Source organism: Nonomuraea sp. B12E4 (assembly GCF_039871825.1).
GTDB lineage: Bacteria > Actinomycetota > Actinomycetes > Streptosporangiales > Streptosporangiaceae > Nonomuraea.
Window position 1 is genome coordinate 40,732 of the sequence record NZ_JBDPME010000038.1, and the last position, 23,728, is coordinate 64,459.

Consider the following 23,728-nt stretch of genomic DNA (forward strand, 5'->3'; position numbering starts at 1 on the left):
TCATACCCGTTCGAGGGCGACGCCGGGTCCCACCCGTTTCCGATCGCTGACGATGTCCTGGCCGAGCTCGGTGGGGTAGTGCAGGACGAGGTTGGCCTGCCGGACGCTGTCGATCAGCTTGGCCTGGCGCAGGACCCGGGCGTGCTCGCTGGCCGTGGCCAGCGGGACGCCGGCCCGGCCGGCCAGTTCGGTGGTGCTGCACCCCTGGGTCATCGCGATGCAGCGCAGGATGTCGGCCCTGGTCTTGCCCAGCAGCGCGGCCAGGGCGTCGCTGCCGACCACCTCCGGGTTGGACCGGTGCGGCGCGGGATAGACCAGCACGGGCGACAGTTCCGGGTCGGCCAGCGCGATGGGGGAGCGCCTGCAGAAGTAGGACGGGATGAGCGTCAGCCCCCGCCCGTTCAGCAGGATCTCCCGGCCTGCCACGGGGTAGTCGACCTCCAGCACGGGGAACCGCCAGCGCACATGCGGCGAGAAGCTGGACAGCACCTGCTCGACACCGCCGTCCGAGAGGCCGCGTAACATGACCGCACGTTCCCTGGCCAGGGCGCGCTCCACGAACACCCAGTGCGAAGTCAGGACCGCGCGGCAGTAGTCGCTCACGGTGCGGCTGAGCCGGCGTATCGCCTCGGGTTCCCCGCCGGCGAGGTCCTCCAGGTCGGCGGGCAGGTCGACGTGGCCGCGCAGCAGCTCCAGCTCGTGGCGGACCCGGGCGCCGGGGGTCCGCGCGAGCGCCTGGATCGCGGGGCCGGGCCCGTCCTGGGCCTCGATCGGGGTGAGGAAGTCCGGAAAGTACCGGGCGAGCGGGGTCAGCGGGATGAGCGTCGTACGCACCTGGCTGAGCAGGCCGGCGTCGATGATCTGCCGGCGCGCCCGCTGCCGCCATTCGTGGATGACCGGGCCGCCGTCCTGGGATTGCAGGCGGTGCAGGCTCCCGACCATTTCCCACATCAGGTCCGCCCGAGGCGCGATGCGGATACGCGCCAAGTCATCCGCGGTGAAGACTATTTTCAGGGTCCCCCTGGCCATGCCATCTCCTGCCGTTGTCGTCCCCTTGCTGAATGGCGGTTCGGGTGCCGTCTCGTACGTTGTCCATGCCAGGCACAGAGCGCGCGATCACAGCGTCGACTGTCAGCGCAGAATGGCCGGACGCCGCATCTCATCAGGCAGGCTCGGCCGTGGCCCGACCCGTGGACAGGCGTAGGTGGGGCTTCCCCTTGCCCCGACACCCCGTTCGAGGCACATGCTGGCAGCCGCCCGTCACGCGGAGCAAGGCGGACCACCGGGGATGGGATGCCGGGACGCTCCCACCCGCCCGGAGCTGGGGGTTCACCGGCCTCGCGGGACACGGACGGGATGCCGCCCGGCCACGGTCAGGCCTGCAGATAGCGCAGGACGGCGAGCACCCGGCGGTGGTCGTTGTCCGACGGGGACAGGCCCAGCTTGGTGAAGATCTGCGTCACGTGCTTCTCCACCGAGCCGTACGACAGGAACAGCGCCGCGGCGATGGCGTTGTTGGAACGCCCCTCCGCCATCATGGCCAGCACCTCGCGCTCCCTGGGGGTGAGCGGTGCCGATCGCCGCGCCGCTGGCGGCGTCGTCGCGCACCCGCAGGGTCAGCAGGCCGTCGCGCACCCGGACGTCCACACCGGCCTGCCCGGCGCCGCTGTGCTTGACCACGTTGGCGAGCAGTTCGGTGGTGCAGAAGTACGCGATGGCCTCGATGGCCGGCGCCGGACGCTCGGGCAGGTAGGCCGCGAACCGGACGGGGATCGGGCTGCGCGCGGTGAGTGTGGCCAGGGCGACCTCCAGCCCCTGGTCGAGCGCGGGCGGGTGGATGCCGCGAATGAGGTCGCGCAGCGAGGACCTGCGGAGATGACCGTGGCTACGCCGGTTACGCCGAGTTGGAGAAGTTCCGCCGCCAGGCGCGGGAGATCTCGCCGAACTTCGGCGGAGCCGCGTTCGACGCGCTCGGCTGCGCCGGCTGGCTGCTCAAGGTCGCCAACCCGACCCGCCCGCTGCGGACCCACGGCCTGCCGCCGTTCCTGGGGGCCGGCAGCACGTGGGGCGACTACAGCATCACCGAGAGCTTCACGAAGATGGTCCAGGGATCGGTGACCGTGGGCTACGACGGGCCCGGCCACGTCATGTATCTGTCGGGCAAGAAGTGCCCGATCCGGTACGCCACCGCGTACCTGACCGGCCTGAAACTGCCGAAGCCGGGCACCACCTGCCCCGCCGAGTGACGCTCAGTGGCCGCCCGTCTGGCGGTCCGGCGCCCAGAGCTGGTCGGCGTCGCCGGCGGCGAGCCTGCCCCGGTAGACGTCGATCTTGTGATCGATGAGCCTGAGGTTCTCCTGCACCTCGGCGAGCTTGGCGGTCACGTCGGCGCGGTGGGCCTCCAGCAGGGCGAGCCGTTCCTGCTCGTTGCCCTGCCCGGCGGACACGAGCTGGGCGTAGCGCCGGATGGTCTTGATGGGCATGCCGGTGGCCCGCAACTTGGTGCAGACGACGATCCACTGGAGGTCGAGCCGCTGGTAGCAGCGCCGGCCGCCGGCGGTGCGGCGCACAGGGGTGACGACCAGCCCGGCACGCTCGTAGTAGCGCAGGGTGTGCACGCTGACCCCGGTGCGGCGGGCGGCCTCGGCGATGCTCAGGCCCGGATCGGGGTCGGAGCGTACAGGCCCGGAACGCGGCTGCGACGTGACCTCGAGCATGCGTCAAATCCTAGCGCCCCTGGTCAAACCACCTCTGACCGGGACAAGCCCCGGAACGGCAGCGCCCCCCGGACTACCCAAGCCGGGGCCCTTTAGCGCCGGCCCTCGAAGCCGTGGCGCATGATCAGGAGCAGCCGCCGCGCGTGCTCCGCGCCGCCGGCCGCGATGGCGGCGGCGCTCGTCAGGGCGAGCAGGTCGTCCGCCGTCAGATCGGGGTCCAGGGCGCCGGTTTCCCGGGCTCGGGCGAGCAGCTTCCGCGCGGTCGATCGCATGGACTCGTGCCAGGAGTCGAACAGCTTGGTACGCCGCTCGCCGTTGTGCTCGGTGCCGGCGAGCGCCAGGGCGCGTTTGGTGGCGACGTGGACGACGAAGGCGTCCAGCCAGGTGAACAGCGCCTCGTCCGCGGGTTCGGATTCGAGCAGAGCGGCCCCGTGCTCCAGGAGTGTCGTCACCTCGCCCGCGTACACCGCCACGATCAGATCCTGGCGGGTGGGGAAATGGCGGTAGAGCGTCGCGTTGCCGACGCCCGCCCGGCGGGCCACCTCGTCCAGCGCGACGTCGGGCCCATGCCCGTCGAAGAGCTCCTTGGCCGCCGCGAGCAGCGACTGGACGCTCCTGGCCGCGTCAGCCCTGCGCGGCTTCGGCATCGTCACGCTCCTGGTTGCCATGTGGGGAGTTCCCCGTTTACCGTAGCGCACGGCGAAAACGGGGAACTCCCCACATCGACGTCAGCCCAGGAGAACCGTCATGACACTCACGTACGAAGATCGCTGTCTCATCACCGACCTGATCGCGATGCACGGGCACCTGTGCGACAGCGGGGAACTCGACCGGCTGGACGAGGTGTTCACCGCCGACGTCGTGTACGACGTGACCGATTTCGGGCTGGAGATCCTGCGCGGGGTGGTCGCCTGCGCCGAGGCGGGACGCGCCCTGGGCGACCGGAACCCGGTGGGACACCACGTCACGAACACCGTCCTGAGCGAGCAGGCCGCCGGCCGGGTGCACGCACGCTCCAAAGGCATCGGCGTCACAGCCGACGGCACGTGCGGGAGCCTCGTCTACGAGGACACCGTCGTGCGCGTGGCCCAGGGCTGGCGGATCAGCCACCGGACGGTGCGCGCCCGGCGGGTGCCTCTGGGCGGGTGACGATCAGCCTCGGCCGAGGGAGGCTCAGGACGCCGCCTCCTGCCGGGAGCGTGGCCGGGCGCGGACGTGCATGCGTTCCCCCTGGCGGCCGAACAGGTTGAGGACCTCCACGGGAGACTCGCCCGCGGGGCCGAACCAGTGCGGCAGGCGGGTGTCGAACTCGGCGGCCTCGCCCGGTCCCATGAGCAGGTCGTGGTCGGCCACGATGAGCCGGAGCTTCCCGGACAGGACGTACAGCCACTCGTAGCCCTCGTGGGTGATCGGCTGGGGCGTCTTCTGATCGGCCGGGATGATCGACTTCCAGGCCTGAATGGGTCCCGGGTGAGCGGTCAGGGGGATCACCGTGCGGCCGTTGCGGACCCGGGGCCTGGAGCGGATCCGCGGGTCGCCGACCTCCGGCGCCCCGACCAGCTCGTCCAGCGGCACCTGATGGGCCTGCGCGATGGGCAGCAGCAGCTCCAGGCTCGGGCGGCGCTGGCCGGTCTCCAGCCTCGACAGCGTGCTCTTGGAGATGCCGGTGGCCTCGGCCAGCTCCGACAGGCTCACGCCGCGCTCGGTACGGATGCGCCTGAGGCGGGAGCCGACCTGGGCCAGCGCGGTGGCGATGGGGGATTGCTCGTCCATGTCCTCATTTCACCTCCCGCGTCCCAGAAATAGCAACGATAGTTGTCGATTTCAGGGCCTGCGCCGCACCATCGGGCACGGAGGTGATCGCCATGATCAAGGCGACTGACCAGGACGGCATGGACAAGGCCGTCCCGAACGAGGTGTACGACGTGGTGGTGGTCGGCGCCGGGGCGGCCGGCCTGAACGCCGCCCTGCTGCTGGGCCGCGCCCGCCGCAAGGTGGTGGTGACAGACGGCGGGGAGCCGCGCAACGCGCCCGCCGCGCACATGCACGGCTTCCTGTCCCGCGACGGCCTGCCCCCGGCGGAGCTGCTCGAACTCGGCCGCGCCGAGGTCACCCGGTACGGCGTCCGGCTCCTCCGGGCCCGGGTGACACGGATCGACCACGGCTACTACGTCCGCCTGGCCGACGGGGCGGTGCTCAGGGCCCGCCGCGTCCTGGTCGCGACCGGGCTGCGCGACGAACTGCCCGACCTCCCCGGCGTGCGCGAACGCTGGGGCAAGGACCTGCTGCACTGCCCCTACTGCCACGGCTACGAAGTACGCGACCAGCCGCTGGCCGTGCTCGGCACCGGTCCTGGCGCGGTGCACCAGGCCCTGCTCCTGCGCGACTGGAGCGACGACGTCGCCTTCTTCCCGCACACCCTCGACCTGACGGCGCAGGACCGGGAGCGGCTGGAGGCACGCGGCCTGCGCATCGTGGAGGGCGAGATCGAGCGGCTGGTCATCGACGGCGACCGGCTGCGCGGCATCGAGCTCGCCGGCGGTCACGTCGTCCCGCGTGCCGCCGCCTTCGTCTTCCCGCGCATGGTGCCGCGCGACGACCTGCTGACCGGCCTGGGCTGCGCCAGGGACGACAACGGCTGGGTCACCACCGACCGCACCGGCCGGACCAGCGTCCCCGGCGTCTGGGCCGCCGGCAACGTCATCGACCCGCGCGCCCAGGTCGTCACCGCCGCCGGCATGGGGTCCGCCGCCGCCTTCGCCATCAACACCGACCTGGTGAACGAGGACGTCGACAGCGCCGTCGAACAGCGTCGCGCCGCGTTCGCGGTCCGGGGTGAGAGCCGGTGAGCGTGGAAACCGCACAGCAACGGGTGCCGGTCTCGCGCGGGAGGCTGCCGCTCGGCGTCTACCTGCTGGCGTTCAGCCTGTTCGCGATGGGCAGCGCGGAGTTCCTGCTGGCCGGGGTGCTGCCGGCGGTCGCGGCGGACTTCGGGATCACCCTGTCCGCCGCCGGCGCGCTGATCTCGGCGTTCGGCGTCGGCGTCGTCATCGGCGGGCCACCCTTCGCGATCATGACGTTGCGCTGGCCGCGCCGCACCACGCTGGTGGCCACCCAGGCGGTCTTCGCCGCCTCGGTGACCGCCGGCCTGCTGACCAGCGACTACACGGTGCTGCTGACCACCCGTTTCGTCTGCGGCCTGGCCTATGCGGGCTACTGGGCGGTCGCGGCGGTCACCGCGATCGGCCTCGTCACGCCCGACCGCACCGCACGCGCCTCGGGGGTCGTCGTCAGCGGGCTCAGCCTCGCGATGATCGCCGGTGGCCCGGCCGGGGCGTTGCTCAGCTACTTCACGGGATGGCGGGGCGGGTTCTGGGGCGTGGTCGCCCTGACCGCCGCCGGTGCGATCTTGAGTCTGCTCGCGATGCCCGCGACCAGCGCGGGGGAGGAGCCCAGCGTGCGGCGCGAGCTGCGCACCATGAGACGGCCGCAACTGTGGGTCGTGTACGCCGTCACCATCCTGAGCACCGCCGCCTACATGATCTCGTTCAACTACCTGGCCCCGTTCCTGACCGGCATCACCGGCCTGCCCGGCGTCTGGGTCCCGGCGATCCTCGCGCTGTTCGGCGGGGGCGCCTTCGCCGGCCTGTCCGTCGGAGGCCGGATCGCCGATCGGCGGCCCTTCCACGCGCTCCTGATCGGGGCGATCGGGATCCTGGCCAGTTCTGTCCTGCTCGCCGTACTCGCCGGGCAGGCGGTGGCCGTGATCCCCCTCGTCCTGCTCCTGGGGGTGGCCGGGTTCGTGCTGAACCCGGCCATCTACGGGCGGGTGTTCACCATCGCGTCGGAGGCGCCGACCCTCGCCGGGGCCACCGCCGTCTCCGCGTTCCAGCTCGGCATCAGCCTCGTCCCGGCGCTGGCCGGGGTGGCACTGAACGCGGGTGCCGGCATCACCTCGGTCATGTGGATCGGTGCCGCCCTGGCCGCGGTCACGGTGCCGGCCGCGCTGCTCGACCGGGCCATCTCCCGGCGCCGGTCAGACAGCTCCTGAACCCGGCGGCGTGACGGCGGTCGAGCCCGATCCGAAGATGCGGGAGAAACCGGCCGAGCGATTGCCGCGCTGCGTCGTCTGTGACTTCCGGGGTTTCGAGAGTGCCGGGTGCGTGGGAGTTGGTAGCGATCGTGTAACCCGCCGCACATGGAACGGCCGTTCTGTCACGATCTGGATCGCCGGCGATCAGGATAGATGCGGGGCGGCGCTCGGTCAGGACGGGAGCGGCGAGCCGGGGCACGTGCTGGTGCGCCGGCCGGTTTCGAAGTAGCTGACGATCTTGGCTATGCAGCCGGGTATCCGGGTGGCGGAGCCGTGCACGTCGTCGTCGATACTCACGAGGCCACCGCCGATGGCTTTGTGCATGGCGAGCGTCCCCTCGTACGGAGCCAAGGTCTCGTAGCGGTGTCCCGACAACATCAACGAGCCGCCGCCGCGCTTCACGGGGCTTTCGTCCACCGGCAGCGGCCATCCCGCGCATGGGGGCACGTAGGTGCTGGATCGGCCGGTCACCGGGTAGCGCTCCAGGATCTGCTGGTACGCCTTCCACGCCGGTTCGAACGCGCGCGAGCCCGAGTCCTCGTTGCAGATGTAGGCGAGGTTCGCCGTCCTGTCGGACCCGCCGTCCGACGGCCCGCCGCCGAACACCTTCCTGACGGCCGGTGGCGCCGTCGGTCCTTCCGCGTCCACCAGTTCCTTGAACGCTTGCGCGACGTCGGGCCAGCTCGCGCTGGAACGGCCTGCGGCCTGGGCGACCTTGCCGCCGTCCAAGGCGATGCCGGGGTCGGTGAAGGTCAGCGGCTCGGCGTCGTACGACTTGCGCATCGCCGTGAGCGTCGACACCACCTGCTTCCGGGATGCGCCCAGCCCGTAGGTGCCATCGCGTTCGGCGATCCAGGCGGCCAACCGCTGGAAGCCGCGGTCGGCAGCCTTTGCGCGCAGCCCTGTCGCGTGGTCCCGGCCGCGCTCGGGCGGCGCCACGCTGTCCAGCCACATCCGGTGCACCTTGTCGCCGTGCAGGCTGCGCAGGACGGCCCCGAGCCAGGTGCCCCACGAGATGCCGTAGAAGCTGATCTTCCGCTCACCCAGCGCGGCGCGGATCCGGTCTATGTCACGAGCCACGTTCGCGGCGCTGAGCTGCTTTAGGAAGGCGGGGTTCGACCGGGCGCACGCCTGGTTTCTGGCGGCCGTGTCGTCGTAGAGCCTTCTGGCCCGCTCCTTGGTGACCGACCCTGGCTGTGTCCGGTCCGGGCTCAGGGCGCAGGCGGTTTTCGTGCTGCGGCCGACGCCTCTCGGGTCAAACCCGATCAGGTCATACCGTTCGTCCAGCGACACACCCTTCGTGACAAGTTCGATCGGCATCAGGTAGCCGCTGCCGCCCGGCCCACCCGGGTTGAAGGCCAGGCTCCCGATCCTGCGCTTCTGATCCGTGGCCTTCAGCCTGGTCAGGGCGATGGTGATCTGGGTACCGCCCGGATCGGAGTAGTCCTGCGGAACGCTCAGGGTCCCGCACTGCGTACGGCCGAGCAACTGACGCAACTTCGCGAACTCCTTCTCCTTCAGCCCCCGGGAGCGCAACTCATCGTCAGAATATTCCGGGCACTGCTGCCATGAGATGGACGCAGGCTTGACCCCGGTTTCGGCCACGGCGGGCGGCGAGGCCACCACGGAGCTCACCAGCAGAGCACCCAGCCCCACGCCGGGCACGGTCGAATGGTTCATGAACGGAAGTCCTTTCCTCGGCGAAAGATCCAGTTATGCACCAAGGGATGTTTCCTGAGCGTTAGCGCGCATGAGTGCCACTCGCATGGGACCTCCCGCTCGCCGGAGCCGTCGGCCGCGATCCTGTCCCGGCCGGACAGGAAGAGACGTGGGCGCGGGCCGCGGGGCATTTCGGCCGCTTGCACCCGGTTACACGATCGCTACCTCACCGGCCTGCCGTCCCCGCCAGCGGGCGTGAGTGACCGGGAAGGGGTGTGTCCCGGTCGCGCCTCCATGACGGGATGGTGGGGTGGACTCTGCCCCCGTGGGAGAGTCCATGCTGGGGTTCGTGGACGGAGATCTACTGCCGATCGGGCAGTTCGCCAGGTTGAGCCGGTTGAGCGTCAAGCAGTTGCGGCACTATGACGAGCTGGGGCTGCTGGTGCCGGCGTATGTGGACGCCGATTCCGGCTACCGCTACTACCGGCGCGGGCAGGCCAGGCAGGCGTTGTCGATCGGGCTGCTGCGCACGCTGGACGTTCCGCTGCCGGTCATCGCCGAGGTCCTGTCGGGCACGGCCGGCGCCCTGGACGGGGTGCGCGCCGGGCTGGAGGCGGAGCTGGAGAGGCGGCGGCGGACGCTGGCGACGCTGGAGCGCGTGATGGCCGACGGGTTGCCGGTCGCGCCCGTACGGGTGGTCACCGAGCCGGCCAGGCCGGTGGCGATGGCCCGGGAGAGCGCGGCCGGGCCCGCCGACGTGGCCCGCGCCACCTCGGCGGCGATCGCCCGGCTGATGCGCGCCCGGCCCGAGGCCGGGCCGCCGGAGCTGATCGGGCTGTTCCCGGTCGAGCTGGGCGACGCCTTCGAGGTGCGCGTCGCGCTCGTCGCCGGCCGCGACGGCCCGGCCGGGCCGTGGGAGCGGGCGGGCCTCGACCTGGCGGTGCTGCCCGGCGGGGCGTTCGCCTGCGCGACGCACGTAGGCCCGTACGACCAGATCTCCTTCACCGCCCACGCCGTGCTGGCCTGGTGCGCCGAGAGAGGGCACCCACTGAGCGGCCCCATCCGCGAGGTGTACGTCTCCGACCCGGCCACCACCGAGCCGGACCGGCTCGTCACCCACCTGATGACCCCCTTGGAGGACCTGCCATGACCCCGACGATCGCCACCCATGGCCCCGTGACCTGCCTGAACGTGACCGGCCTGGGGGAGCCCGGCGGCAGCGAGCACACCACGGCCATCCGCGCCCTGTACACCGTCGCCGCCGCCCTGGGCGCCGACACCGGCCCGATGACGGGCCAGTGGTGGGTGGAGGACGAGCGGCCGGCCCTGCGGGTGCCCCGCGAGCAGTGGCGCTGGCACCTGCTGCTGCCGCTGCGAGCCGTGCCGGAGCACGAGCACCCGGAGGGCGCGCTGGAGCGGGCCCGCGAGGCCGGCCGCGCCTCGGGCGCCGCCGTGGACCGCGTACGGCTGGCCACCATCACCGAGGGCCGGTGCGTGGAGCTGCTGCACGAGGGCCCGTTCAGTGAGGAGCCCCGGTCGCTGAAGGTCATGGAGGACTTCATGGCCGCGCGCGGCCTGGTCGCCAACGGCCCGCACCACGAGGTCTACCTGACCTCCCTGGACGACCCGGCGCCCCGCACGTTGCTGCGTCAGCCGGTACGCCCGGCCTGACGCACTCCCACCCCATCGGCCGGTGCCGCCTCCTCGCCGGTCGGCACCGGCTTTCTGGTGCGGCGTGCTTCCGGGAGGAAGCACAGCAGGCCGATGGCCGCCAGGGCGGCGCCGAGCCAGAGGGGGGCGCGCAGGCCGTAGGCGTCGATGGCCAGGCCACCGACCGAGGAGCCGATGATGACGCCCAGGGTGATGAAGGACGAGTGGACGGTGTTCACGAGCGGGCGGGCGTTGGCGATGCGCTGGACACGGGTGCCCATGGCGGGGTTCATGGTGACGCCCACCAGGCCGATGCCCAGCATGAACGCCACGGCGGGGACGCTGACGTGGGCCAGCAGGGCGAAACCGGTCAGGAAGAGCAGGTTGAGTGCCAGGCCCCATACCTGGACGCTGATGGTGTGCCGGTCGGCCAGGCGTCCGACGACGGTGTTGCCCACCACGGTCGCGGCGCCGTACGCGACCAGCAGGAGCGGTACGGTGTCAGCGCTGACCCCCGTCACCTGGGTGAGGATCGGGCTCAGGTAGCTGAAGGCGGAGAAGGTCGCGCCGATGATGAGGGTGCTGGTGCACAGCACCAGCCACAGCTTGGCGTTCTTGAAGACCTGCAGCTCGTCGCGGAAGCTCGCGCCGTCATCCGCGGCCTGCTCCAGGCGCGGCCCGCCGATCAGCGTGGCCAGGGCGGTCAGGATCGTCAGCGCGCTGACGGCCCAGAAGGCGGCGCGCCATCCCAGGTGCTCTCCGATCAGCGTGCACAGCGGGAGCCCCAGCAGGGTGCCGACCATCAGGCCGTTCAGGACCACCGCGATGGCCCGCCCGCGGATGTGGGGCGCCGTCAACCGGGCGGCCAGGGAGATGGCCACCCCGAAGAACGCCTGCGCGGCGACTCCGGTGATGACCCGCGCGACCAGCATGACCGGGTACGAGCCCGCGGTGGCGGCCAGCACGTTGCCCAACAGAAAGACGGCGAACAGCGACATGAGCGCCGGCTTGGGGCGCCACTTCGCGACCGCGACGGTGAGGAACGGGCCGCCGACGGTCATCGCGACCGCGAAGGCCGTGATGAGATAGCCGATCTGCGGGATGGTCGCGTCGAGTCCCACGGCCATCTGCGGCATGAGTCCGGCGACGGAGAACTCACTGGTCACCATGGCGAAGATGCCGAAGGCAAGCAGGTATACGGCACGGGGCAAGGCAGGCACTCCTCAGAATTTTGCATCGATTGGTGTAAAATGTGGGCAGGCGAGCGCCCGCCCACGACTCGGGGGCTTGTCAGGGCGGGAAGGTCAGGTCAGGGCATCCAGGGCAAGGTCGGCGATGCCCTCCAGGGCGGCACGGTCCGAGCCTCCCTGCGCGGCCACCCTGATGCCCGCGATCACGGCGTTGACGAACCGGGCCAGCGACTCCGGTCCGCGCGTGGAGGTGATCTCGCCGGCCGCCAGCCCGGCCGCGATCACGGTTCTCAAGGAATCGAGCCGCCCGGCCAGGTCGCGGTTCAGGACCGCGGCGATCTCCGGGTCACGGGCCGCCAGCTCCACGGTGGTGTTCACGGTCAGACAGCCGCGACCGTGGCCGTTCCGGAAGGTCGCCGACTCCTGGTCGATGATCGCCGTGAGGAGCGCGCGGATCCGCTCCACGGCCGACTGCCGCTCGTCCTCCAGGATGCGGAACTGGTTGCCGGCGGTGGCCTCGATGTAGCGGGCCAGTACGCGCTTGAACAGCTCGTGTTTGCTGCTGAAGGCGTTGTAGAGGCTGCTGCGGTCAAGGCCGACGGCCGTGCAGAGGTCCCGGGTCGAGGTGGCCTCATAGCCGTTCGCCCAGAACAGGTCCATCGCGATGTCCAGCACCCGTTCCTCGTCGAACGTCCGTGGTCGAGCCATGCGGCAACACTAGCGTTCTGCACCGATTGGTGCAATATCGGAGTGAGTCAGGGATCGGCGCGCCTCACGGCAGCAGGCCGCGTTCCATCGCCGTCATCACCGCCGCCGTGCGGTCGGAGACGCCGAGCTTCTTGAAGGTGCGCAGCAGGTACGTCTTGACGGTGGCCTCGCTGATGAACAGCTCGCCGCCGATCTCGGCGTTGGTCAGGCCCTGGCCGACCAGGCGGAGCACGTCGCGCTCGCGGTCGGAGAGAGGCGACGGCTCGGCCCCCCGGGCACGGAAGAGCTTGCCGGCTAGGGACGGGGTGAGCACGGTGTCCCCGCGGGCGGCGCTCTGCACCGCGCCGATCATCTCCGCGCGCGAGCTGCCCTTCAGCAGATAGCCCGCCGCGCCCGCCTCGACCGCCCGCAGGATGTCGGTGTCGTCCTCGTAGGTGGTCACGATGACGACCTTGCTGCCGGGCAGCCGCCGCACGATGTGCTCGGTGGCCGAGACGCCGTCCATCCCGCCCATGCGCAGGTCCAGCAGGATGACGTCCGGCCGGAGCGCCTCCGCCCGGACGACCGCCTCCTCTCCGGAGCCGGCCTCGCCCACGACGGTGATGCCGTCGGCGGACTGCAGCATGGCGATGAGACCCTCGCGGACCACCGGGTGGTCGTCGGCGAGCAGGACCTTGATGTCAGACATGTGCCGCCTCCTCGACGGGGACGCGCACCTCGACGGCGGTGCCCTCGCCCGGCCGGCTGGTGACCGTCACCGTCCCGTCGATCTCCGCCACCCGGGCCTGCATGCCGCGCAGCCCGTACCCCTCGTGGGTGTCGTCCGGGGTGAACCCCTCACCGTCGTCACGGATCAGCAGGCGGACCGTGTCGCCCTCGAAGGCCACCACCACCTCCAGCGCGCGGGCCCGCCTGGCGTGCTTGCGCACGTTGGCGATCGCCTCCTGCACCGAGCGCAGCAGGACGACGTTGACCGGCATCGGCAGGGCTCGCTCCGTGCCCTGGACGGAGGTGCGCACGTCCAGGCCGGTCTCCGCGACCAGGCCGTCCGCCTGCCTGCGTACGGCCTGCACCAGGGAGCCGGCCCGCAGGGTGGGCGGGGTCAGGGCCGCGACGAAGTCACGGGCCTCGGCGAGGGACTCCCTGGCCACCTCCCCGGCGCGTGACAGGTGCCGGCTCGCCTGGTCCGGCGCGTCGCGCATGCTCGACTCCGCCGCCTGGACCAGGCTGATGATGCTGGTCAGGCCCTGGGCGAGGGTGTCGTGGATCTCCCGGGCCAGCCTTTCCCGCTCGGCCGAGATGCCGGCCTCGTGGGAGAGCCGGGCCACCCGCTCCCGGCTGCGCCGCAGCTCCTCGATGAGCCGGCCGCGCTCTTTGCTCTGCCGTATCACCCTCTTGATCCACAGTCCGAGCAGGACCGACAGCGCGAGGCTCAGCAGTGAGATGGGCAGCACGCCCCAGACGCTCACCGCCGGCTCCTCGCTCCTGAGCCACACCATCGCCGTCGGGAACAGGTTGGCCACCACGAGCAGGACGACCGCCGGCCTCATCGGCAGGCTCATGAGCAGCATGGGGGCCACGGCGAACAGCGCGAAGGCGCCGATGAAGCCGAACACCGTGGTGAGGCAGAACAGCAGCACCAGGCCGATCGCGAACACCAGGTTTCTCGGCCCGTAGACCTGGTTGATCATCAAGCGGCGGCCGAGCCCGGCGTACCAGGGCACGATCAGCGTCAGCGCGCCGATCGCGCCGGCGTGGTGGGCCTGGGAGGCGTCGGAAATGAACAACAGCACCGAGGTGACGAGGTAGGAGACGGCGAAGAAGGCGTCCCACAGGCCGAACCAGCCCGTACGCGGTTCGTCGCCCTGGGATCGCACGCTGCCCGGCTCCTGGCCCACCTGAGATCGCTTCACGGGCACCAGTCGTACCATGGCCGCCGGCCGTGCTCGTCACCGTACCCTCTGTCATGTCCCTCGCCGGCCCGTGTCCACCGATCGGCTGACAGCCGGAACCACCGTTCGGTCGTCTCGCGGTGGTGGGCCGCGTTCCTACGGTTGACGTCATAAGAGAACGTGCGCAGGGCCAACCCCGCACGAAACCCACCCCCACTACAGGGAGAACTCCCAAATGAGTCAGTTTCTTGCTGCCCTCATAGCGAGCGGAACCATCCTGGCCATCATCCTGGCCACCGACCTGGGACAGCGCCGCGTCACCACGATGCGGATGCTGCGGTCGGTGCTCGCGGTGGCCGTCATCATCGCGATCTTCGTTCATTCCTTCCCGACGCAGGGCAACGACCTGTCGCTGCAGCTCGTGGGGGTCGGCACGGGGGTGATCTGCGGGCTGGTCGCCGGCGCGCTGCTGCCCGCGTACCGGCGGGCCTCGGGCGAGCTCTACACCGTCGGCGGGATCGGCTACGCGCTGGTGTGGATCGTGCTGTCCACCGGCCGCGTCGTCTTCGCCTACGGAGCCGAGCACTGGTTCGCCGAAGGTCTGGTCCGCTTCTCCATCGACTACCAGATCAGCGGCCCCGACACCTACGCCAACGCCTTCGTCTTCATGTCGCTGGCCATGGTGCTGGCCCGTACCGCCGTGCTCATGGCCAAGGTGCGCAGGCTGAAGGGCCAGGACTCGGCGGACGCCGAGGTGCTGGAGGCGGCCAAGTGAGGCACGCGAACGACTTGACCCGGCCCGCGGGCGCCATGAGGCTCCGCCCGCCGCGCCATCGGGTGTCCGGCCGCGCGATCGGCTGGTGGACCGCGCAGTCCGCGGTGTTCGCCCTGCCCCTGCCGCTCACCTTCGCGATCCTGTGGGCCACCATTCCGCCCACCCGTGAGTTCTTCATGTGGTCGACCCTGATCTCCCTCGTTCCCGGCCTGCTCTACATGGCCGTCATGCCGTCCTGGCGCTACCGGGTGCACCGCTGGGAGGTCACCGACGAGGCGGTCTACGCCGCGTCCGGCTGGCTGTGGCAGCGGTGGCGGGTCGTGCCGCTGTCCCGCGTCCAGACCGTCGACACGCTGCGCGGCCCGCTGCAGCAGCTCTTCGGGCTGTCCGGTGTCAGCGTGACCACCGCCTCCTCCTCCGCGGTCGCCATCAAGGGGCTCGACCAGCAGGTCGGCGACGATCTGGTGGCCCAGCTCACCCGGAACACGCAGGCCGTACCGGGAGATGCCGCATGACGTCGCGTACGGACCCGCCCGGCGGCGGCCGGCTGAGCGGCCGGCTCGTCCTGGCCAACCTGAGCATCCCGCTCGCCCCGCTCGCCGCGTTCCTGATCAGCCTGCTCGTCACCGGCGGGCAGGCGAACCTCCAGGTCCTCATCACCATCGCCGCGCTGTTCATCGCCTTCCTGATCGTCGGCGGCATCGGTGTGACGCGGCTGGCGACCACCCGTTACCACCTCACCTCCGAGCGGTTCGAGCTCCGCTCGGGCCTGCTCTTCCGCAGCCGCCACTCGATCCCGATCGACCGCGTACGGGGCATCGACCTGACCGCCAACCCGGTGCACCGCGTCCTCGGGCTCACCACGCTCAGGATCGACACCGGCGGGCAGGGCGGCCCCACCGGCCGCGGAATCAGGCTGGACGGCCTGACCACCGCCGACGCCGCCGCGTTGCGCCGCCAGATCATCGAACTCCGCGACGCGGCCCGCCCCCGGAGCGCAGCGGACACCGATGACCTCATCAGCGAGCTGGACCGATCCTGGCTGCGGTACGCCCCGCTCACCGTCTGGGGCGTCGGCAGCGTGCTGGCCGCGGCCGGCAGCGCCTACCGGATCCTGCACGAGATGAAGATCGACCCGCTGGAGCTCGGCCTGGTCAAGGACCTGGTGCGCCGCTTCGGCTCCGTCCCGCTCTGGTACGGCGTCCTGCTGGCCGTGCTGGTCATCGTCGCCCTCGGCGTGCTCAGCTCCACCTGCACCTTCATCGAGAGCTGGAGCGGGTACGAGCTGCGCCGCGAGGAGGGCGGCATCCTGCGGACCCGCCGCGGCCTGCTGGCGACCCGCTCGGTGAGCATCGAGGAGCAGCGGTTGCGTGGCCTCGAACTGGTCGAGCCGATCCCGCTGCGCTGGGCCGGGGGAGCCAGGCTCGACGCCATCGCCAGTGGCCTGGGCAATCGTGAGGAGAACCGCAGCCGTCGCACTCTGACCCCGCCGGTTCCCCGGGCCGAGGCCCTGCGGGTGGCCGCCGAGGTGCTGCCGCCCGCCGTGGCGACCGAGCGGGACCTGCTCACCGGGGAGGGCCTGGCGCCGCACCCGCGTACCGCGCTGCGCCGCAGGATCGGCCACGCGCTGACGGCGGGGATCCTGGTCGCCGCCGTTCCCGCCGGTCTGGGACCGTGGCTCGGCTCCGCGTGGATCACCGCCGGATGGATCACCGGGCTGGTGGTGATCCCAGCCCTGCTGGCTCTCGGTTTCGACGCGTACCGGACCCTCGGTCACGGCATGCGCGGCCGCTATCTCGCCATCAGGTACGGGGCGTTCGCCCACCACACGGTCGTGCTCCGGCCGGACGGGATCATCGGCTGGAGCATCACCCGGTCGCCGTTCCAGCGCCGGACCGGCCTGCTCACCCTCGGCGCCACCACGGCCGCGGGAGACGGCCTCTACAAGGTCCGTGACGTGTCCGTGGACCAGGGTCTGGCCCTCGCCGAGGCCGCGGTGCCCCGGCTGCTCGCCCCGTTCCTCGAGACGGGTGAACCGCCGGCCGGATTCCAGCCGCGCCGGTACGACACCGTCGTCACCGATTGACGAGCTGAGCGGCTCGGCCGCACGACCGTCGCTCATCTGGTCGGGCAGGTGCTGTCCCTCGAGCGGGATTCCGCGCTCTCGAATCGCTGACTCCGAATGCGTCCCAACATTGCGGCGACACTAGGAGAACCGCGACCACCCTTGGCGGCCCCGCCCGGCCCGCCCTTGGCCTAGCCTCGAAGCCATGGACACGGAGAACCTGCTCGGGCAGTTCCTGCGGGCCCGCCGCGAGGTGCTCCGGCCCGGGGATCTCGGCCTCCCGACCGGCACCCGCCGGCGGGTGGCGGGGCTGCGCCGCCAGGAGGTCGCACAGCTCGCCGGGGTCAGCACCGACTATTACGTACGGCTGGAGCAGGGCCGCGAGCGCCACCCCTCGGCCCAGGTGGTCGACGCGCTGGCCCGGGTGCTGGAGCTGGAGGAGGACGCGGCCGCGCACCTGCACTCGCTCGCCCGCCGACCGGCCCGGCACCTCAGGACCGCCCGGGACGAGCGCGTCAGCCCCGGCCTGACCAGCATGATGGCGGCCTGGCCGCACACCCCGGCGGTGGTGCTGGGCCGCCGTCTGACCGTGCTGGCGGCCAACACCCTGGGCGCGGCGCTGTTCGACGGCCACACCTACCGCGGTGACCTGCTCCGGCTGGTGTTCCTCGACCCGGACGCGCGCCGCTTCTACCCCGACTGGGACCGGGTGGCGGTCAACACCGTGGCCGGGTTGCGCGCGGCCGCGGGCACCGACCTCGACGACCCCCTGCTCGTCGAGGTGGTGGCGGAGCTGTCGCTCAGGAGCGAGACCTTCCGCCGCCTGTGGGCCCGCCACGACGTCCGCCAGAAGACCCACGAGATCAAGCGCTTCCGCCACCGGCTGGTCGGCGAGCTGACGCTGCGCTACGAGTCGCTGACCGTCAACAGCGCCCCCGGCCAGCAGCTCGTCGTCTACCAGGCCGCCCCCGGCAGCCCGTCCGAGGAGGCGCTGTCCTTGCTGGGCAGCCTCACCGCCGACCCCTCCGCCATCACGGACACCAGGTCCTGACCTCCCGTTCCCGCGCGCCGCCCGCCGGCGCGCCATCTCGCCATGCCCGCACCCCCGCTGCGGCGACCACCCACCACAAAGAGGAAATGTCATGATCACCACCGGTAAAGTCATCCTGATCACCGGCGCGAGCAGCGGCATCGGTCAGGCCACCGCGCTGCGGCTGGCCCGCGAGGGCTACCGGGTGGTGATCGGCGCCCGCCGGAGGGACCGGCTGGCCATGGTCGCGAAGGAGATCGAGGACGTGGGCGGCAGCGTCGACGTGCGCCGGCTCGACGTGACCGACCGCGAGGACGTCGCCGCGTTCGCCGACGCCGCCGCCGACCGGCACGGCCGGATCGACGTGATCGTCAACAACGCCGGTGTGATGCCGCTGTCACGGCTGGACGCGCTGCTGACCGCCGAATGGGACCGGATGATCGACGTCAACATACGCGGCCTCCTGCACGGGATCGCCGCGGCGCTGCCGCACTTCCAGCGGCAGGGCGGCGGCCACTTCGTCACCGTCGCCTCGATCGGCGCCCACCAGGTGGCGCCCACGGGGGCGGTCTACTGCGCCACGAAATATGCCGCCTGGGCCATCACCGAGGGCCTGCGCCTGGAGCTCGACCCGAGCATCCGGGTGACCACGGTCTCTCCCGGCGTCGTGGAGTCCGAGCTGGCCGACTCGATCAGCGACGCGGACGCGCGGGAGGCGATGCGGACATACCGGGCGGAGTCCATCCCGCCGGACAGCATCGCCGAGGCCATCTCGTACGCGATCGGCCAGTCGCCCGGCGTGGACGTCAACGAGCTCGTCATCCGCCCGGCCAGGCAGCGCTGAACCGCGCCCCGGCCGATAAACCATTTGTTCGGGCCGCGGGCCCATAGCGATGATCAAGTATGCGCGTGACCCAGGCAGTGCATGCCTACTACGAACAAGGCAGGGAGCACGATCGGCTGCGCGAGGGGCGTGGCCGGTTGGAGTTCTGGCGGACACAGGACGTGCTGCGCCGCTTGCTGCCCCCGCCCCCGGCACGCGTGCTGGACGTGGGCGGCGGGACCGGTGTGCACGCCGAGTGGCTCGGCGCCGACGGCTACGAGGTCGAGCTGCTGGACCCGATCCCGCTGCACGTGGAGCGGGCCTCGCGGATGGCCGGGCTGACCGCCCGGCTGGGCGACGCGCGGCGGTTGCCGGTGCCGGACGCGAGCGTGGACGCGGTCCTGCTGCTGGGCCCGCTCTACCATCTCACCGATCGGGCCGACCGGGTGCGGGCGCTGGCGGAGGCCCGGCGCGCCGTGCGGCCCGGCGGACTGGTGGCGGCCGCCACCATCAACCGCTACGCGGCCGTGCACGACACCGTCTACCTGGGCGCTTACCTGGATGAGCCGCAGCGGCAGGCCGCGCACGCGGCCCTGGCGGAGGGGATCATGTCCTCGCCCCGGGGGTTCAGCGCCTACCTGCACGACCCGGGCGAGGTGCCGGGGGAGTTCGCGGACGCGGGATTCCCCGACGTCCGGCAGTACGGGCTGGAGGGCGCCTTCTGGCTCTACGGTGACGTCAACGACTGGCTCGACGACCCGCAGCGCCGGCAACTCATGCTCGACGCGCAGCGCTCGGTGGAATCGGTGCCGTCCCTGCTCGGGATCAGCGGCCACCTGCTCACCGTCACCCGGCGGGACGGCTGACCGTCCGGGGCACCCGTACGGCGATCATGGCGACGTCGTCCTTCTTCGCCACCGGCATCCGGGCCAGCAGCTCGTCACAGAAGACGTCCAGCGAGACGCGGGCCAGCGCCACGGCGTGCCGGCGCAGGCGTTCCAGGCCCGTGTCGATGTCCTCGCTGGGCACCTCCACCAGGCCGTCGGTGTAGAGCAGCAGCGTGCTGCCCGCGGGCAGGCTCGCGTCCGCGCTCTGCCGCGGGGCGTCGTAGTCCACGCCGAGCAGCGGGTTGTGGCCGCCTTCGAGGTAGCCGGCGTCGCCGTCATGGGTGATCAGCAGCGGCGGCGGGTGCCCGGCCAGCGAGTAGTTGATCCGCCATTCCCCGCCGTCGCGGTTTTCCAGGCGGGCCAGGATGCAGCTCGCCGTGCCCTCACGGTGGAAGACCTCGGTGGCGATGTTGAGGCGGCGCAGGATGTCGCCGGGCGGTTCGCGGCGGTCCATGGCCAGGCCGCGCAGCATGTTGCGGAGCTGGCTCATGGTGACGGCGGCGGCCAGGTCATGCCCGGCGACGTCGCCGATGGTCAGGATGGCGGAGCCGTCGGGGTGCAGGAAGGAGTCGTACCAGTCGCCGCCGATCTCGGCGGCGGTGGCGCCCGGCCGGTAGCGGGCGGTGATCTCCAGACCGGGCAGCTCGGGCGGCTCGGGGAGCAGGTAGTGCTGCAGCGCGAGCGCCACCCGCTGGGTGCGCTGGAACCGCAGGGCGTTGCTGAGGTGCGCCTGGGCGTGGTCGAGCATCTTGCCCAGCAGGTCGACGTCGGCGGCGCTGATCGGTTCGCGGCTCCCGGAGACCGTGGCGTCGACGATCGCGGCCACGGTGCCGTCGACCAGCACCGGGACCAGGGCCATGCTGTTGACCCGGGCGGTGACGAACCACTCCTCGGCGCCGATCGGCACCACGCCGTCCGGCGCCTGCCCACAGGGGAAGACGTACCGGACGGGGCGGCGGCGCCTGATCACGTCGGCGAAGACGCCGTCGGGCTCGAACCGCTCGTTACGCGGCATCCGCGGCGCCGGCATGCCGTCCCGGTTGGTGGTCACCACGCGCTCGGCGATGAACGGCTGCACGATCGACTGGTCGTCCTCGAACTGGGGGAGCAGGTAGATGCCGACCCCGTCCGCCAGGGCGGGCACGATCACCTTGGCGAGCATGCCGAGCACCTCCTCCAGGTCGGCGACGTCCGCGGTAGCCGCCGCGGTCTGGTCGAGCAGCGTCCGCAGCCGGGCCTCCTGCCACTCCTCCTCGACGTCGGCGAGGGCGCCGATCCACTCGACGACTTCTCCGTTCTCGATGACGGGCACGGCGCGCGACCTGATGTGACGGTACGTGCCGTCCGGCATCGCCAGCCGGTAGGTCTGCTCCAGATGGCTGTGCCGCAGCATGGCCTGGTAGGCCGCCTCCTCCGAGGGCTCGCGGTCGTCGGGATGGATGACCGCCAGCCAGCCGTTGCCCCGGTATTCCTCGAAGGTCTGCCCGCTGAGCCGCTGCCATCCGGGGCTCGGCTCGGTGATCCGGCCCAGCCCGTCGCCCACCCACAACGCCTGCGTGTCGATCTGCAGGAGGCTCTGGTAGCGCAGGATGGCCCTGCTCTGGACGGCCCCGAGCTCCGGTTCCGGGCCGGCGTGGTCGGTGACCTCGGCGATGACGATCAGCACCCCGTCCTCGCCGGACGCCAGCGAGATCTTCGACATGCTCGCCGAGGCGTAGCGTTCGCGCCAGGGCGGGCCGCTGTCGTGGAACTCGAACGGGACCTCCCGCAAGGTGATCGTCTGCCCGGTTTCCAGCACCTGGTCGAGCTGCGGGTCGAAGCCCAGCGGGCGCAGGTCGCTGAACACCTCGCGGCCGGGCAGGCTGCGCGTGCGCTCCCCGACGATCTCCTGGTAGACACGGTTGGTGTAGACGATCCGATGGCCGGGTCCGCAGGTGACGGCGATCCCCAGGGGGACAGGGTCGAAGACGTCCAGGGACAGGCCCCCGGACAGTTGGGTCTTCGCACTGCTCACCCTTGGTGCCTCCCGCCTACCAGCACCCCACTGAACGTGATGCGTGACCTCCTGTCGTTGATGGCCATGGCACCGGCCATCCCTTTTAACCCCGAGATTATGTACGCATTCGAGTAAATACCGGACCAAGCGCGTGGCATCAGCCCATAAGTAGCCGAAACAGGGCGCCTTCTCCCTGCATTGGCGCAGGTCAGCGATACCTGCTCAAAGTACCCGACGCATCCACCCACTCCGCGCAGGCGGCCCGCTCAGGGCACCGCGCGGTAGTGGTAGCTGGACACCTCCTCGAAGCCGGCGCGGCCACGGCCACCGCCTCGGGCGCGCCGAAGGCGAAGTCCACGGCGCCGGTGGCGTCGGCCAGGCGCTGGAAGCGGTCGCGGTCCTCGACCGCCACGCCGAGCAGCTCGCCGATCACCGTGATGGACAGCGGCGTGGCGAGTCCCGCGACGAGGTCGGCGGGCCGGGGGAGGGCCGCGACGTGCTCGTCGGCCAGCCGCTCCACGCGTGGGCCCAGCAGCGCGATGCCGCGCGGGTTGAAGGTCCTGGACACCAGGCGCCGCAACCGGGTGTGCGTCTCGCCGTCCTGGAACAACGTCTCGTTGCCCGGGGTCTCATCACCGGGCGGCGCCAGCCCGAACCGGCGGTCGGCCAGCACGGCGGCCACGGCGTCGTACGAGGTCACCAGCCAGGCGCGGCGGCCGTCCGGGGCGCATACCCTGGCGACGGGGAGGACTCGCGCAGGGCCGCGTACGCGGGCGGCGGGCGCAGGGGATCAGGACGGTCGAACGGCAACGTGGCCATCGGAGCCCCCTCGGTGACGAGCGCGATCGTCCGCCGGATGACGTCGGCCTGGGCGGGAGTGAGATCTTCGAGGAAGGGTTCGATCGCCTCCGGGTCCCACCCGGGCGAGCCCGGCGCCGGATCGAGCGGCAGGTGCTCCATGCTGTACTCGGCGAGCGCCGCGGCGAGCGGCGCGATCCTGGGGTCGCCGGGCTCGGCCTCGGCCAGCTCGTCGAGCCTGCGGTAGAAGTCGTGGCCGCGGGCCATCGCCTCGGGATCGGTGGCCATCGACTCGAACGTCGAGGAGAACAGTTCCCCGCCGTGCGCCGGGGGGATGCTGTCCATCAGCACCAGCAGCTCCCGGTCCCAGGCGGCCGACTTCGACGCGGGCGCCTCGATCACCTGCAGGAAGTCCATGAGGGCGGGCGAGGCGGTGTCGTCGGGTCCCAGCGTCCCCTCCTCGGCCCGTTTCATCAGCTTGGCCAGCCGCGTGCGCCTGGCCTGGATCTCCCGCTCCTGCCGGGCCAGGTCGGAGTCGATCTCCGAGAGGATCTCGGGCAGCTCCCTGGAACGGTCGTCGGCGATGACGTCACGGGCCTCGTCCAGGCTCAGGCCCAGCTCGACCAGGCGGCGGACGCGGGCCAGGGCGACGGCGTCGCGCATGCCGTACTCGCGGTAGCCGTTGGCCAGGCGGGGCGGCTCCGGCAGGACGCCCTGATGGTGGTAGTAGCGCACTGTACGGGTGGACACTCCGAGCAGCGCGGCGAGCTCTCCGATCCGCATGCACCCAGTAAAGACGTTGACGCCGCGTCAAGGTCAAACCCGGCCGGGCCCCGGATAAATGAATGGCACCCGCCTGATGCCGCCGGTTAATGTTGACCATGTCGAAAGGCGGCGATTCACCGGGCCGCCCCCGAAACCCAACGGAAAGGCCTGTCATGCGATTCGCAGCCGCCCCGCGCCGGCCCGAACGGCGGTTCCGCCGCCGTCTCGCTGCGCGCGCCCGCGCGGCCGGGCAGGCCTGACGGATATTCCTCGCGAAGGAAATCCGCGGCCGCCCGGTCACCCCGGGCGGCCTTTCTCTTTCTCCGGGCTGATGGTGAAAAGGCATCACACCTGCCTTGCAAGCAGGAGTTCAGGTTTCGAGATCCTGTCGGTCCACGCCCCGTTGGTCCAGCGGTCAGGACGCCCGGCTTTCACCCGGGAAATCGCCGGTTCGAGTCCGGTACGGGGTACGCACGGCCCTATAGCTCAATGGATAGAGCGCCGGCCTACGAAGCCGGGCCAGTTGCAGGTTCGAATCCTGCTGGGGCCACCATGTGATGTCTCAGGACATCGGAAACCCTCGAACCTACGGGTTCGGGGGTTTCGTCGTGTTGGGGTTTGCCTGGGGTTGGTAGTCGCGGGTGGGGTCGATGGTCAGCTCGCGCAGGAGTTCCCCGGTG

24 protein-coding genes, 3 tRNA genes and 1 pseudogene are annotated in these 23,728 nt (G+C 71.3%); 15 read left to right on the plus strand and 13 right to left on the minus strand.

The features are described 5' to 3' along the window. On the minus strand, positions 1 to 1,029 hold the full coding sequence (locus ABGB18_RS44440) for a helix-turn-helix domain-containing protein (protein WP_347701739.1): 1,029 nt from the start codon (positions 1,027 to 1,029) through the stop codon (positions 1 to 3). A 344-nt stretch (positions 1,030 to 1,373) separates the two neighbouring features. After that, a pseudogene (locus ABGB18_RS44445) lies at positions 1,374 to 1,568 on the minus strand (helix-turn-helix transcriptional regulator); the annotation flags it as partial. Between the two features lie 336 nt (positions 1,569 to 1,904). Between ABGB18_RS44445 and ABGB18_RS44450 the strand changes: the two are divergent. Continuing rightward, complete coding sequence (locus tag ABGB18_RS44450) at positions 1,905 to 2,246, plus strand: alpha/beta hydrolase (RefSeq protein ID WP_347701740.1); 342 nt, start codon at positions 1,905 to 1,907, stop codon at positions 2,244 to 2,246. A 3-nt stretch (positions 2,247 to 2,249) separates the two neighbouring features. Here ABGB18_RS44450 and ABGB18_RS44455 read toward each other — a convergent pair whose 3' ends face one another. Both ABGB18_RS44455 and ABGB18_RS44460 read right to left on the minus strand, forming a co-directional pair. After that, positions 2,250 to 2,717, minus strand: coding sequence for a MerR family transcriptional regulator (locus ABGB18_RS44455; protein WP_347701741.1), 468 nt, complete (start codon positions 2,715 to 2,717; stop codon positions 2,250 to 2,252). A 92-nt stretch (positions 2,718 to 2,809) separates the two neighbouring features. Continuing rightward, a complete protein-coding gene (locus ABGB18_RS44460) occupies positions 2,810 to 3,364 on the minus strand; it encodes a helix-turn-helix domain-containing protein (RefSeq protein ID WP_347701742.1) in 555 nt (184 codons plus the stop codon). 100 nt (positions 3,365 to 3,464) lie between these two features. Here ABGB18_RS44460 and ABGB18_RS44465 point away from each other — a divergent pair, with 100 nt between their 5' ends. Next, positions 3,465 to 3,866, plus strand: coding sequence for a nuclear transport factor 2 family protein (locus ABGB18_RS44465; protein WP_347701743.1), 402 nt, complete (start codon positions 3,465 to 3,467; stop codon positions 3,864 to 3,866). Positions 3,867 to 3,890: 24 nt separating this feature from the next. Here the strand turns inward: ABGB18_RS44465 and ABGB18_RS44470 are convergent, their stop codons facing one another. Then, positions 3,891 to 4,490, minus strand: coding sequence for an XRE family transcriptional regulator (locus ABGB18_RS44470; RefSeq protein ID WP_347701744.1), 600 nt, complete (start codon positions 4,488 to 4,490; stop codon positions 3,891 to 3,893). Between the two features lie 92 nt (positions 4,491 to 4,582). On the opposite strand from ABGB18_RS44470, the gene ABGB18_RS44475 reads away from it, so the two are divergent. Together ABGB18_RS44475 and ABGB18_RS44480 are read left to right on the plus strand one after the other, a co-directional pair. Next, positions 4,583 to 5,566, plus strand: coding sequence for an NAD(P)/FAD-dependent oxidoreductase (locus ABGB18_RS44475; RefSeq protein ID WP_347701745.1), 984 nt, complete (start codon positions 4,583 to 4,585; stop codon positions 5,564 to 5,566). After that, complete coding sequence (locus tag ABGB18_RS44480) at positions 5,563 to 6,768, plus strand: MFS transporter (RefSeq protein ID WP_347701746.1); 1,206 nt, start codon at positions 5,563 to 5,565, stop codon at positions 6,766 to 6,768. Before ABGB18_RS44475 ends, ABGB18_RS44480 begins: the two co-directional genes overlap by 4 nt. Positions 6,769 to 6,981: 213 nt before the next feature. Here the strand turns inward: ABGB18_RS44480 and ABGB18_RS44485 are convergent, their stop codons facing one another. After that, positions 6,982 to 8,490: an alpha/beta fold hydrolase gene (locus ABGB18_RS44485; protein WP_347701747.1), complete on the minus strand. Its 1,509-nt coding sequence runs from the start codon at positions 8,488 to 8,490 to the stop codon at positions 6,982 to 6,984. A 328-nt stretch (positions 8,491 to 8,818) separates the two neighbouring features. On the opposite strand from ABGB18_RS44485, the gene ABGB18_RS44490 reads away from it, so the two are divergent. Together ABGB18_RS44490 and ABGB18_RS44495 are read left to right on the plus strand one after the other, a co-directional pair. After that, complete coding sequence (locus tag ABGB18_RS44490) at positions 8,819 to 9,619, plus strand: MerR family transcriptional regulator (protein WP_347701748.1); 801 nt, start codon at positions 8,819 to 8,821, stop codon at positions 9,617 to 9,619. Continuing rightward, positions 9,616 to 10,140 (plus strand): hypothetical protein, encoded by a 525-nt coding sequence (locus ABGB18_RS44495; protein WP_347701749.1) that lies wholly within the window; start codon positions 9,616 to 9,618, stop codon positions 10,138 to 10,140. The genes ABGB18_RS44490 and ABGB18_RS44495 overlap by 4 nt, the downstream gene beginning before the upstream one ends. Here the strand turns inward: ABGB18_RS44495 and ABGB18_RS44500 are convergent. From ABGB18_RS44500 to ABGB18_RS44515, 4 genes are all read right to left on the minus strand, one after another. Continuing rightward, a complete protein-coding gene (locus ABGB18_RS44500) occupies positions 10,119 to 11,330 on the minus strand; it encodes an MFS transporter (protein WP_347701750.1) in 1,212 nt (403 codons plus the stop codon). The two genes, ABGB18_RS44495 and ABGB18_RS44500, sit on opposite strands and share 22 nt — an antisense overlap. A gap of 93 nt (positions 11,331 to 11,423) precedes the next feature. Then, positions 11,424 to 12,017 carry a TetR/AcrR family transcriptional regulator gene (locus ABGB18_RS44505; protein ID WP_347701751.1) on the minus strand — a complete coding sequence of 198 codons (594 nt, stop codon included), beginning with the start codon at positions 12,015 to 12,017 and terminating at the stop codon, positions 11,424 to 11,426. A gap of 64 nt (positions 12,018 to 12,081) precedes the next feature. Beyond that, entirely contained in the window at positions 12,082 to 12,705 is a 624-nt protein-coding gene (locus ABGB18_RS44510) for a response regulator transcription factor (protein WP_347701752.1), read from the minus strand. Continuing rightward, positions 12,698 to 13,930 (minus strand): sensor histidine kinase, encoded by a 1,233-nt coding sequence (locus ABGB18_RS44515; RefSeq protein ID WP_347701753.1) that lies wholly within the window; start codon positions 13,928 to 13,930, stop codon positions 12,698 to 12,700. Before ABGB18_RS44515 ends, ABGB18_RS44510 begins: the two co-directional genes overlap by 8 nt. A 214-nt stretch (positions 13,931 to 14,144) precedes the next feature. Here ABGB18_RS44515 and ABGB18_RS44520 point away from each other — a divergent pair, with 214 nt between their 5' ends. The 6 genes from ABGB18_RS44520 (at position 14,145) to ABGB18_RS44545 (ending at position 19,468) form a co-directional block, all read left to right on the plus strand. Continuing rightward, complete coding sequence (locus tag ABGB18_RS44520) at positions 14,145 to 14,684, plus strand: hypothetical protein (RefSeq protein ID WP_347701754.1); 540 nt, start codon at positions 14,145 to 14,147, stop codon at positions 14,682 to 14,684. A 35-nt stretch (positions 14,685 to 14,719) separates the two neighbouring features. Then, positions 14,720 to 15,199, plus strand: a complete 480-nt coding sequence (locus tag ABGB18_RS44525; protein WP_347701763.1) for a PH domain-containing protein — start codon at positions 14,720 to 14,722, stop codon at positions 15,197 to 15,199. Next, complete coding sequence (locus ABGB18_RS44530) at positions 15,196 to 16,770, plus strand: PH domain-containing protein (protein ID WP_347701755.1); 1,575 nt, start codon at positions 15,196 to 15,198, stop codon at positions 16,768 to 16,770. Before ABGB18_RS44525 ends, ABGB18_RS44530 begins: the two co-directional genes overlap by 4 nt. 184 nt (positions 16,771 to 16,954) lie before the next feature. Then, on the plus strand, positions 16,955 to 17,800 hold the full coding sequence (locus ABGB18_RS44535; RefSeq protein WP_347701756.1) for a helix-turn-helix transcriptional regulator: 846 nt from the start codon (positions 16,955 to 16,957) through the stop codon (positions 17,798 to 17,800). 91 nt (positions 17,801 to 17,891) lie between these two features. Further along, a complete protein-coding gene (locus ABGB18_RS44540) occupies positions 17,892 to 18,623 on the plus strand; it encodes an SDR family oxidoreductase (RefSeq protein WP_347701757.1) in 732 nt (243 codons plus the stop codon). A 65-nt stretch (positions 18,624 to 18,688) separates the two neighbouring features. Then, positions 18,689 to 19,468, plus strand: a complete 780-nt coding sequence (locus tag ABGB18_RS44545; protein ID WP_347701758.1) for a class I SAM-dependent methyltransferase — start codon at positions 18,689 to 18,691, stop codon at positions 19,466 to 19,468. Here ABGB18_RS44545 and ABGB18_RS44550 read toward each other — a convergent pair. From ABGB18_RS44550 to ABGB18_RS44560, 3 genes are all read right to left on the minus strand, one after another. Further along, entirely contained in the window at positions 19,449 to 21,503 is a 2,055-nt protein-coding gene (locus ABGB18_RS44550; RefSeq protein ID WP_347701759.1) for a SpoIIE family protein phosphatase, read from the minus strand. The genes ABGB18_RS44545 and ABGB18_RS44550 overlap by 20 nt on opposite strands. A gap of 190 nt (positions 21,504 to 21,693) precedes the next feature. Continuing rightward, positions 21,694 to 22,185, minus strand: a complete 492-nt coding sequence (locus tag ABGB18_RS44555; protein ID WP_347701760.1) for a hypothetical protein — start codon at positions 22,183 to 22,185, stop codon at positions 21,694 to 21,696. Continuing rightward, positions 22,182 to 23,066, minus strand: a complete 885-nt coding sequence (locus tag ABGB18_RS44560) for a MerR family transcriptional regulator (protein WP_347701761.1) — start codon at positions 23,064 to 23,066, stop codon at positions 22,182 to 22,184. The genes ABGB18_RS44555 and ABGB18_RS44560 overlap by 4 nt, the downstream gene beginning before the upstream one ends. 307 nt (positions 23,067 to 23,373) lie before the next feature. Between ABGB18_RS44560 and ABGB18_RS44565 the strand changes: the two genes are divergently transcribed. The 3 genes from ABGB18_RS44565 (at position 23,374) to ABGB18_RS44575 (ending at position 23,601) form a co-directional block, all read left to right on the plus strand. Continuing rightward, positions 23,374 to 23,444, plus strand: a tRNA-Ala gene (locus ABGB18_RS44565). Position 23,445: 1 nt separating this feature from the next. Then, positions 23,446 to 23,518 (plus strand) — tRNA-Glu (locus ABGB18_RS44570). 5 nt (positions 23,519 to 23,523) lie between these two features. Continuing rightward, a tRNA-Arg gene (locus ABGB18_RS44575) sits at positions 23,524 to 23,601 on the plus strand. Positions 23,602 to 23,728: the final 127 nt, after the last annotated feature.

What these genes read in the sequence shown, in the direction of transcription:
- ABGB18_RS44525 (WP_347701763.1), top strand. Translation starts at nt 14,720, where the DNA reads ATGAGGCTCCGCCCGCCGCGCCATCGGGTGTCCGGCCGCGCGATCGGC.
- ABGB18_RS44475 (WP_347701745.1), top strand. Translation starts at nt 4,583, where the DNA reads ATGATCAAGGCGACTGACCAGGACGGCATGGACAAGGCCGTCCCGAAC.
- ABGB18_RS44560 (WP_347701761.1), bottom strand. Translation starts at nt 23,066, where the DNA reads ATGCGGATCGGAGAGCTCGCCGCGCTGCTCGGAGTGTCCACCCGTACA.
- ABGB18_RS44485 (WP_347701747.1), bottom strand. Translation starts at nt 8,490, where the DNA reads ATGAACCATTCGACCGTGCCCGGCGTGGGGCTGGGTGCTCTGCTGGTG.
- ABGB18_RS44535 (WP_347701756.1), top strand. Translation starts at nt 16,955, where the DNA reads ATGGACACGGAGAACCTGCTCGGGCAGTTCCTGCGGGCCCGCCGCGAG.
- ABGB18_RS44510 (WP_347701752.1), bottom strand. Translation starts at nt 12,705, where the DNA reads ATGTCTGACATCAAGGTCCTGCTCGCCGACGACCACCCGGTGGTCCGC.
- ABGB18_RS44520 (WP_347701754.1), top strand. Translation starts at nt 14,145, where the DNA reads ATGAGTCAGTTTCTTGCTGCCCTCATAGCGAGCGGAACCATCCTGGCC.
- ABGB18_RS44530 (WP_347701755.1), top strand. Translation starts at nt 15,196, where the DNA reads ATGACGTCGCGTACGGACCCGCCCGGCGGCGGCCGGCTGAGCGGCCGG.
- ABGB18_RS44440 (WP_347701739.1), bottom strand. Translation starts at nt 1,029, where the DNA reads ATGGCCAGGGGGACCCTGAAAATAGTCTTCACCGCGGATGACTTGGCG.
- ABGB18_RS44470 (WP_347701744.1), bottom strand. Translation starts at nt 4,490, where the DNA reads ATGGACGAGCAATCCCCCATCGCCACCGCGCTGGCCCAGGTCGGCTCC.
- ABGB18_RS44505 (WP_347701751.1), bottom strand. Translation starts at nt 12,017, where the DNA reads ATGGCTCGACCACGGACGTTCGACGAGGAACGGGTGCTGGACATCGCG.
- ABGB18_RS44540 (WP_347701757.1), top strand. Translation starts at nt 17,892, where the DNA reads ATGATCACCACCGGTAAAGTCATCCTGATCACCGGCGCGAGCAGCGGC.
- ABGB18_RS44455 (WP_347701741.1), bottom strand. Translation starts at nt 2,717, where the DNA reads ATGCTCGAGGTCACGTCGCAGCCGCGTTCCGGGCCTGTACGCTCCGAC.
- ABGB18_RS44460 (WP_347701742.1), bottom strand. Translation starts at nt 3,364, where the DNA reads ATGCCGAAGCCGCGCAGGGCTGACGCGGCCAGGAGCGTCCAGTCGCTG.
- ABGB18_RS44465 (WP_347701743.1), top strand. Translation starts at nt 3,465, where the DNA reads ATGACACTCACGTACGAAGATCGCTGTCTCATCACCGACCTGATCGCG.
- ABGB18_RS44495 (WP_347701749.1), top strand. Translation starts at nt 9,616, where the DNA reads ATGACCCCGACGATCGCCACCCATGGCCCCGTGACCTGCCTGAACGTG.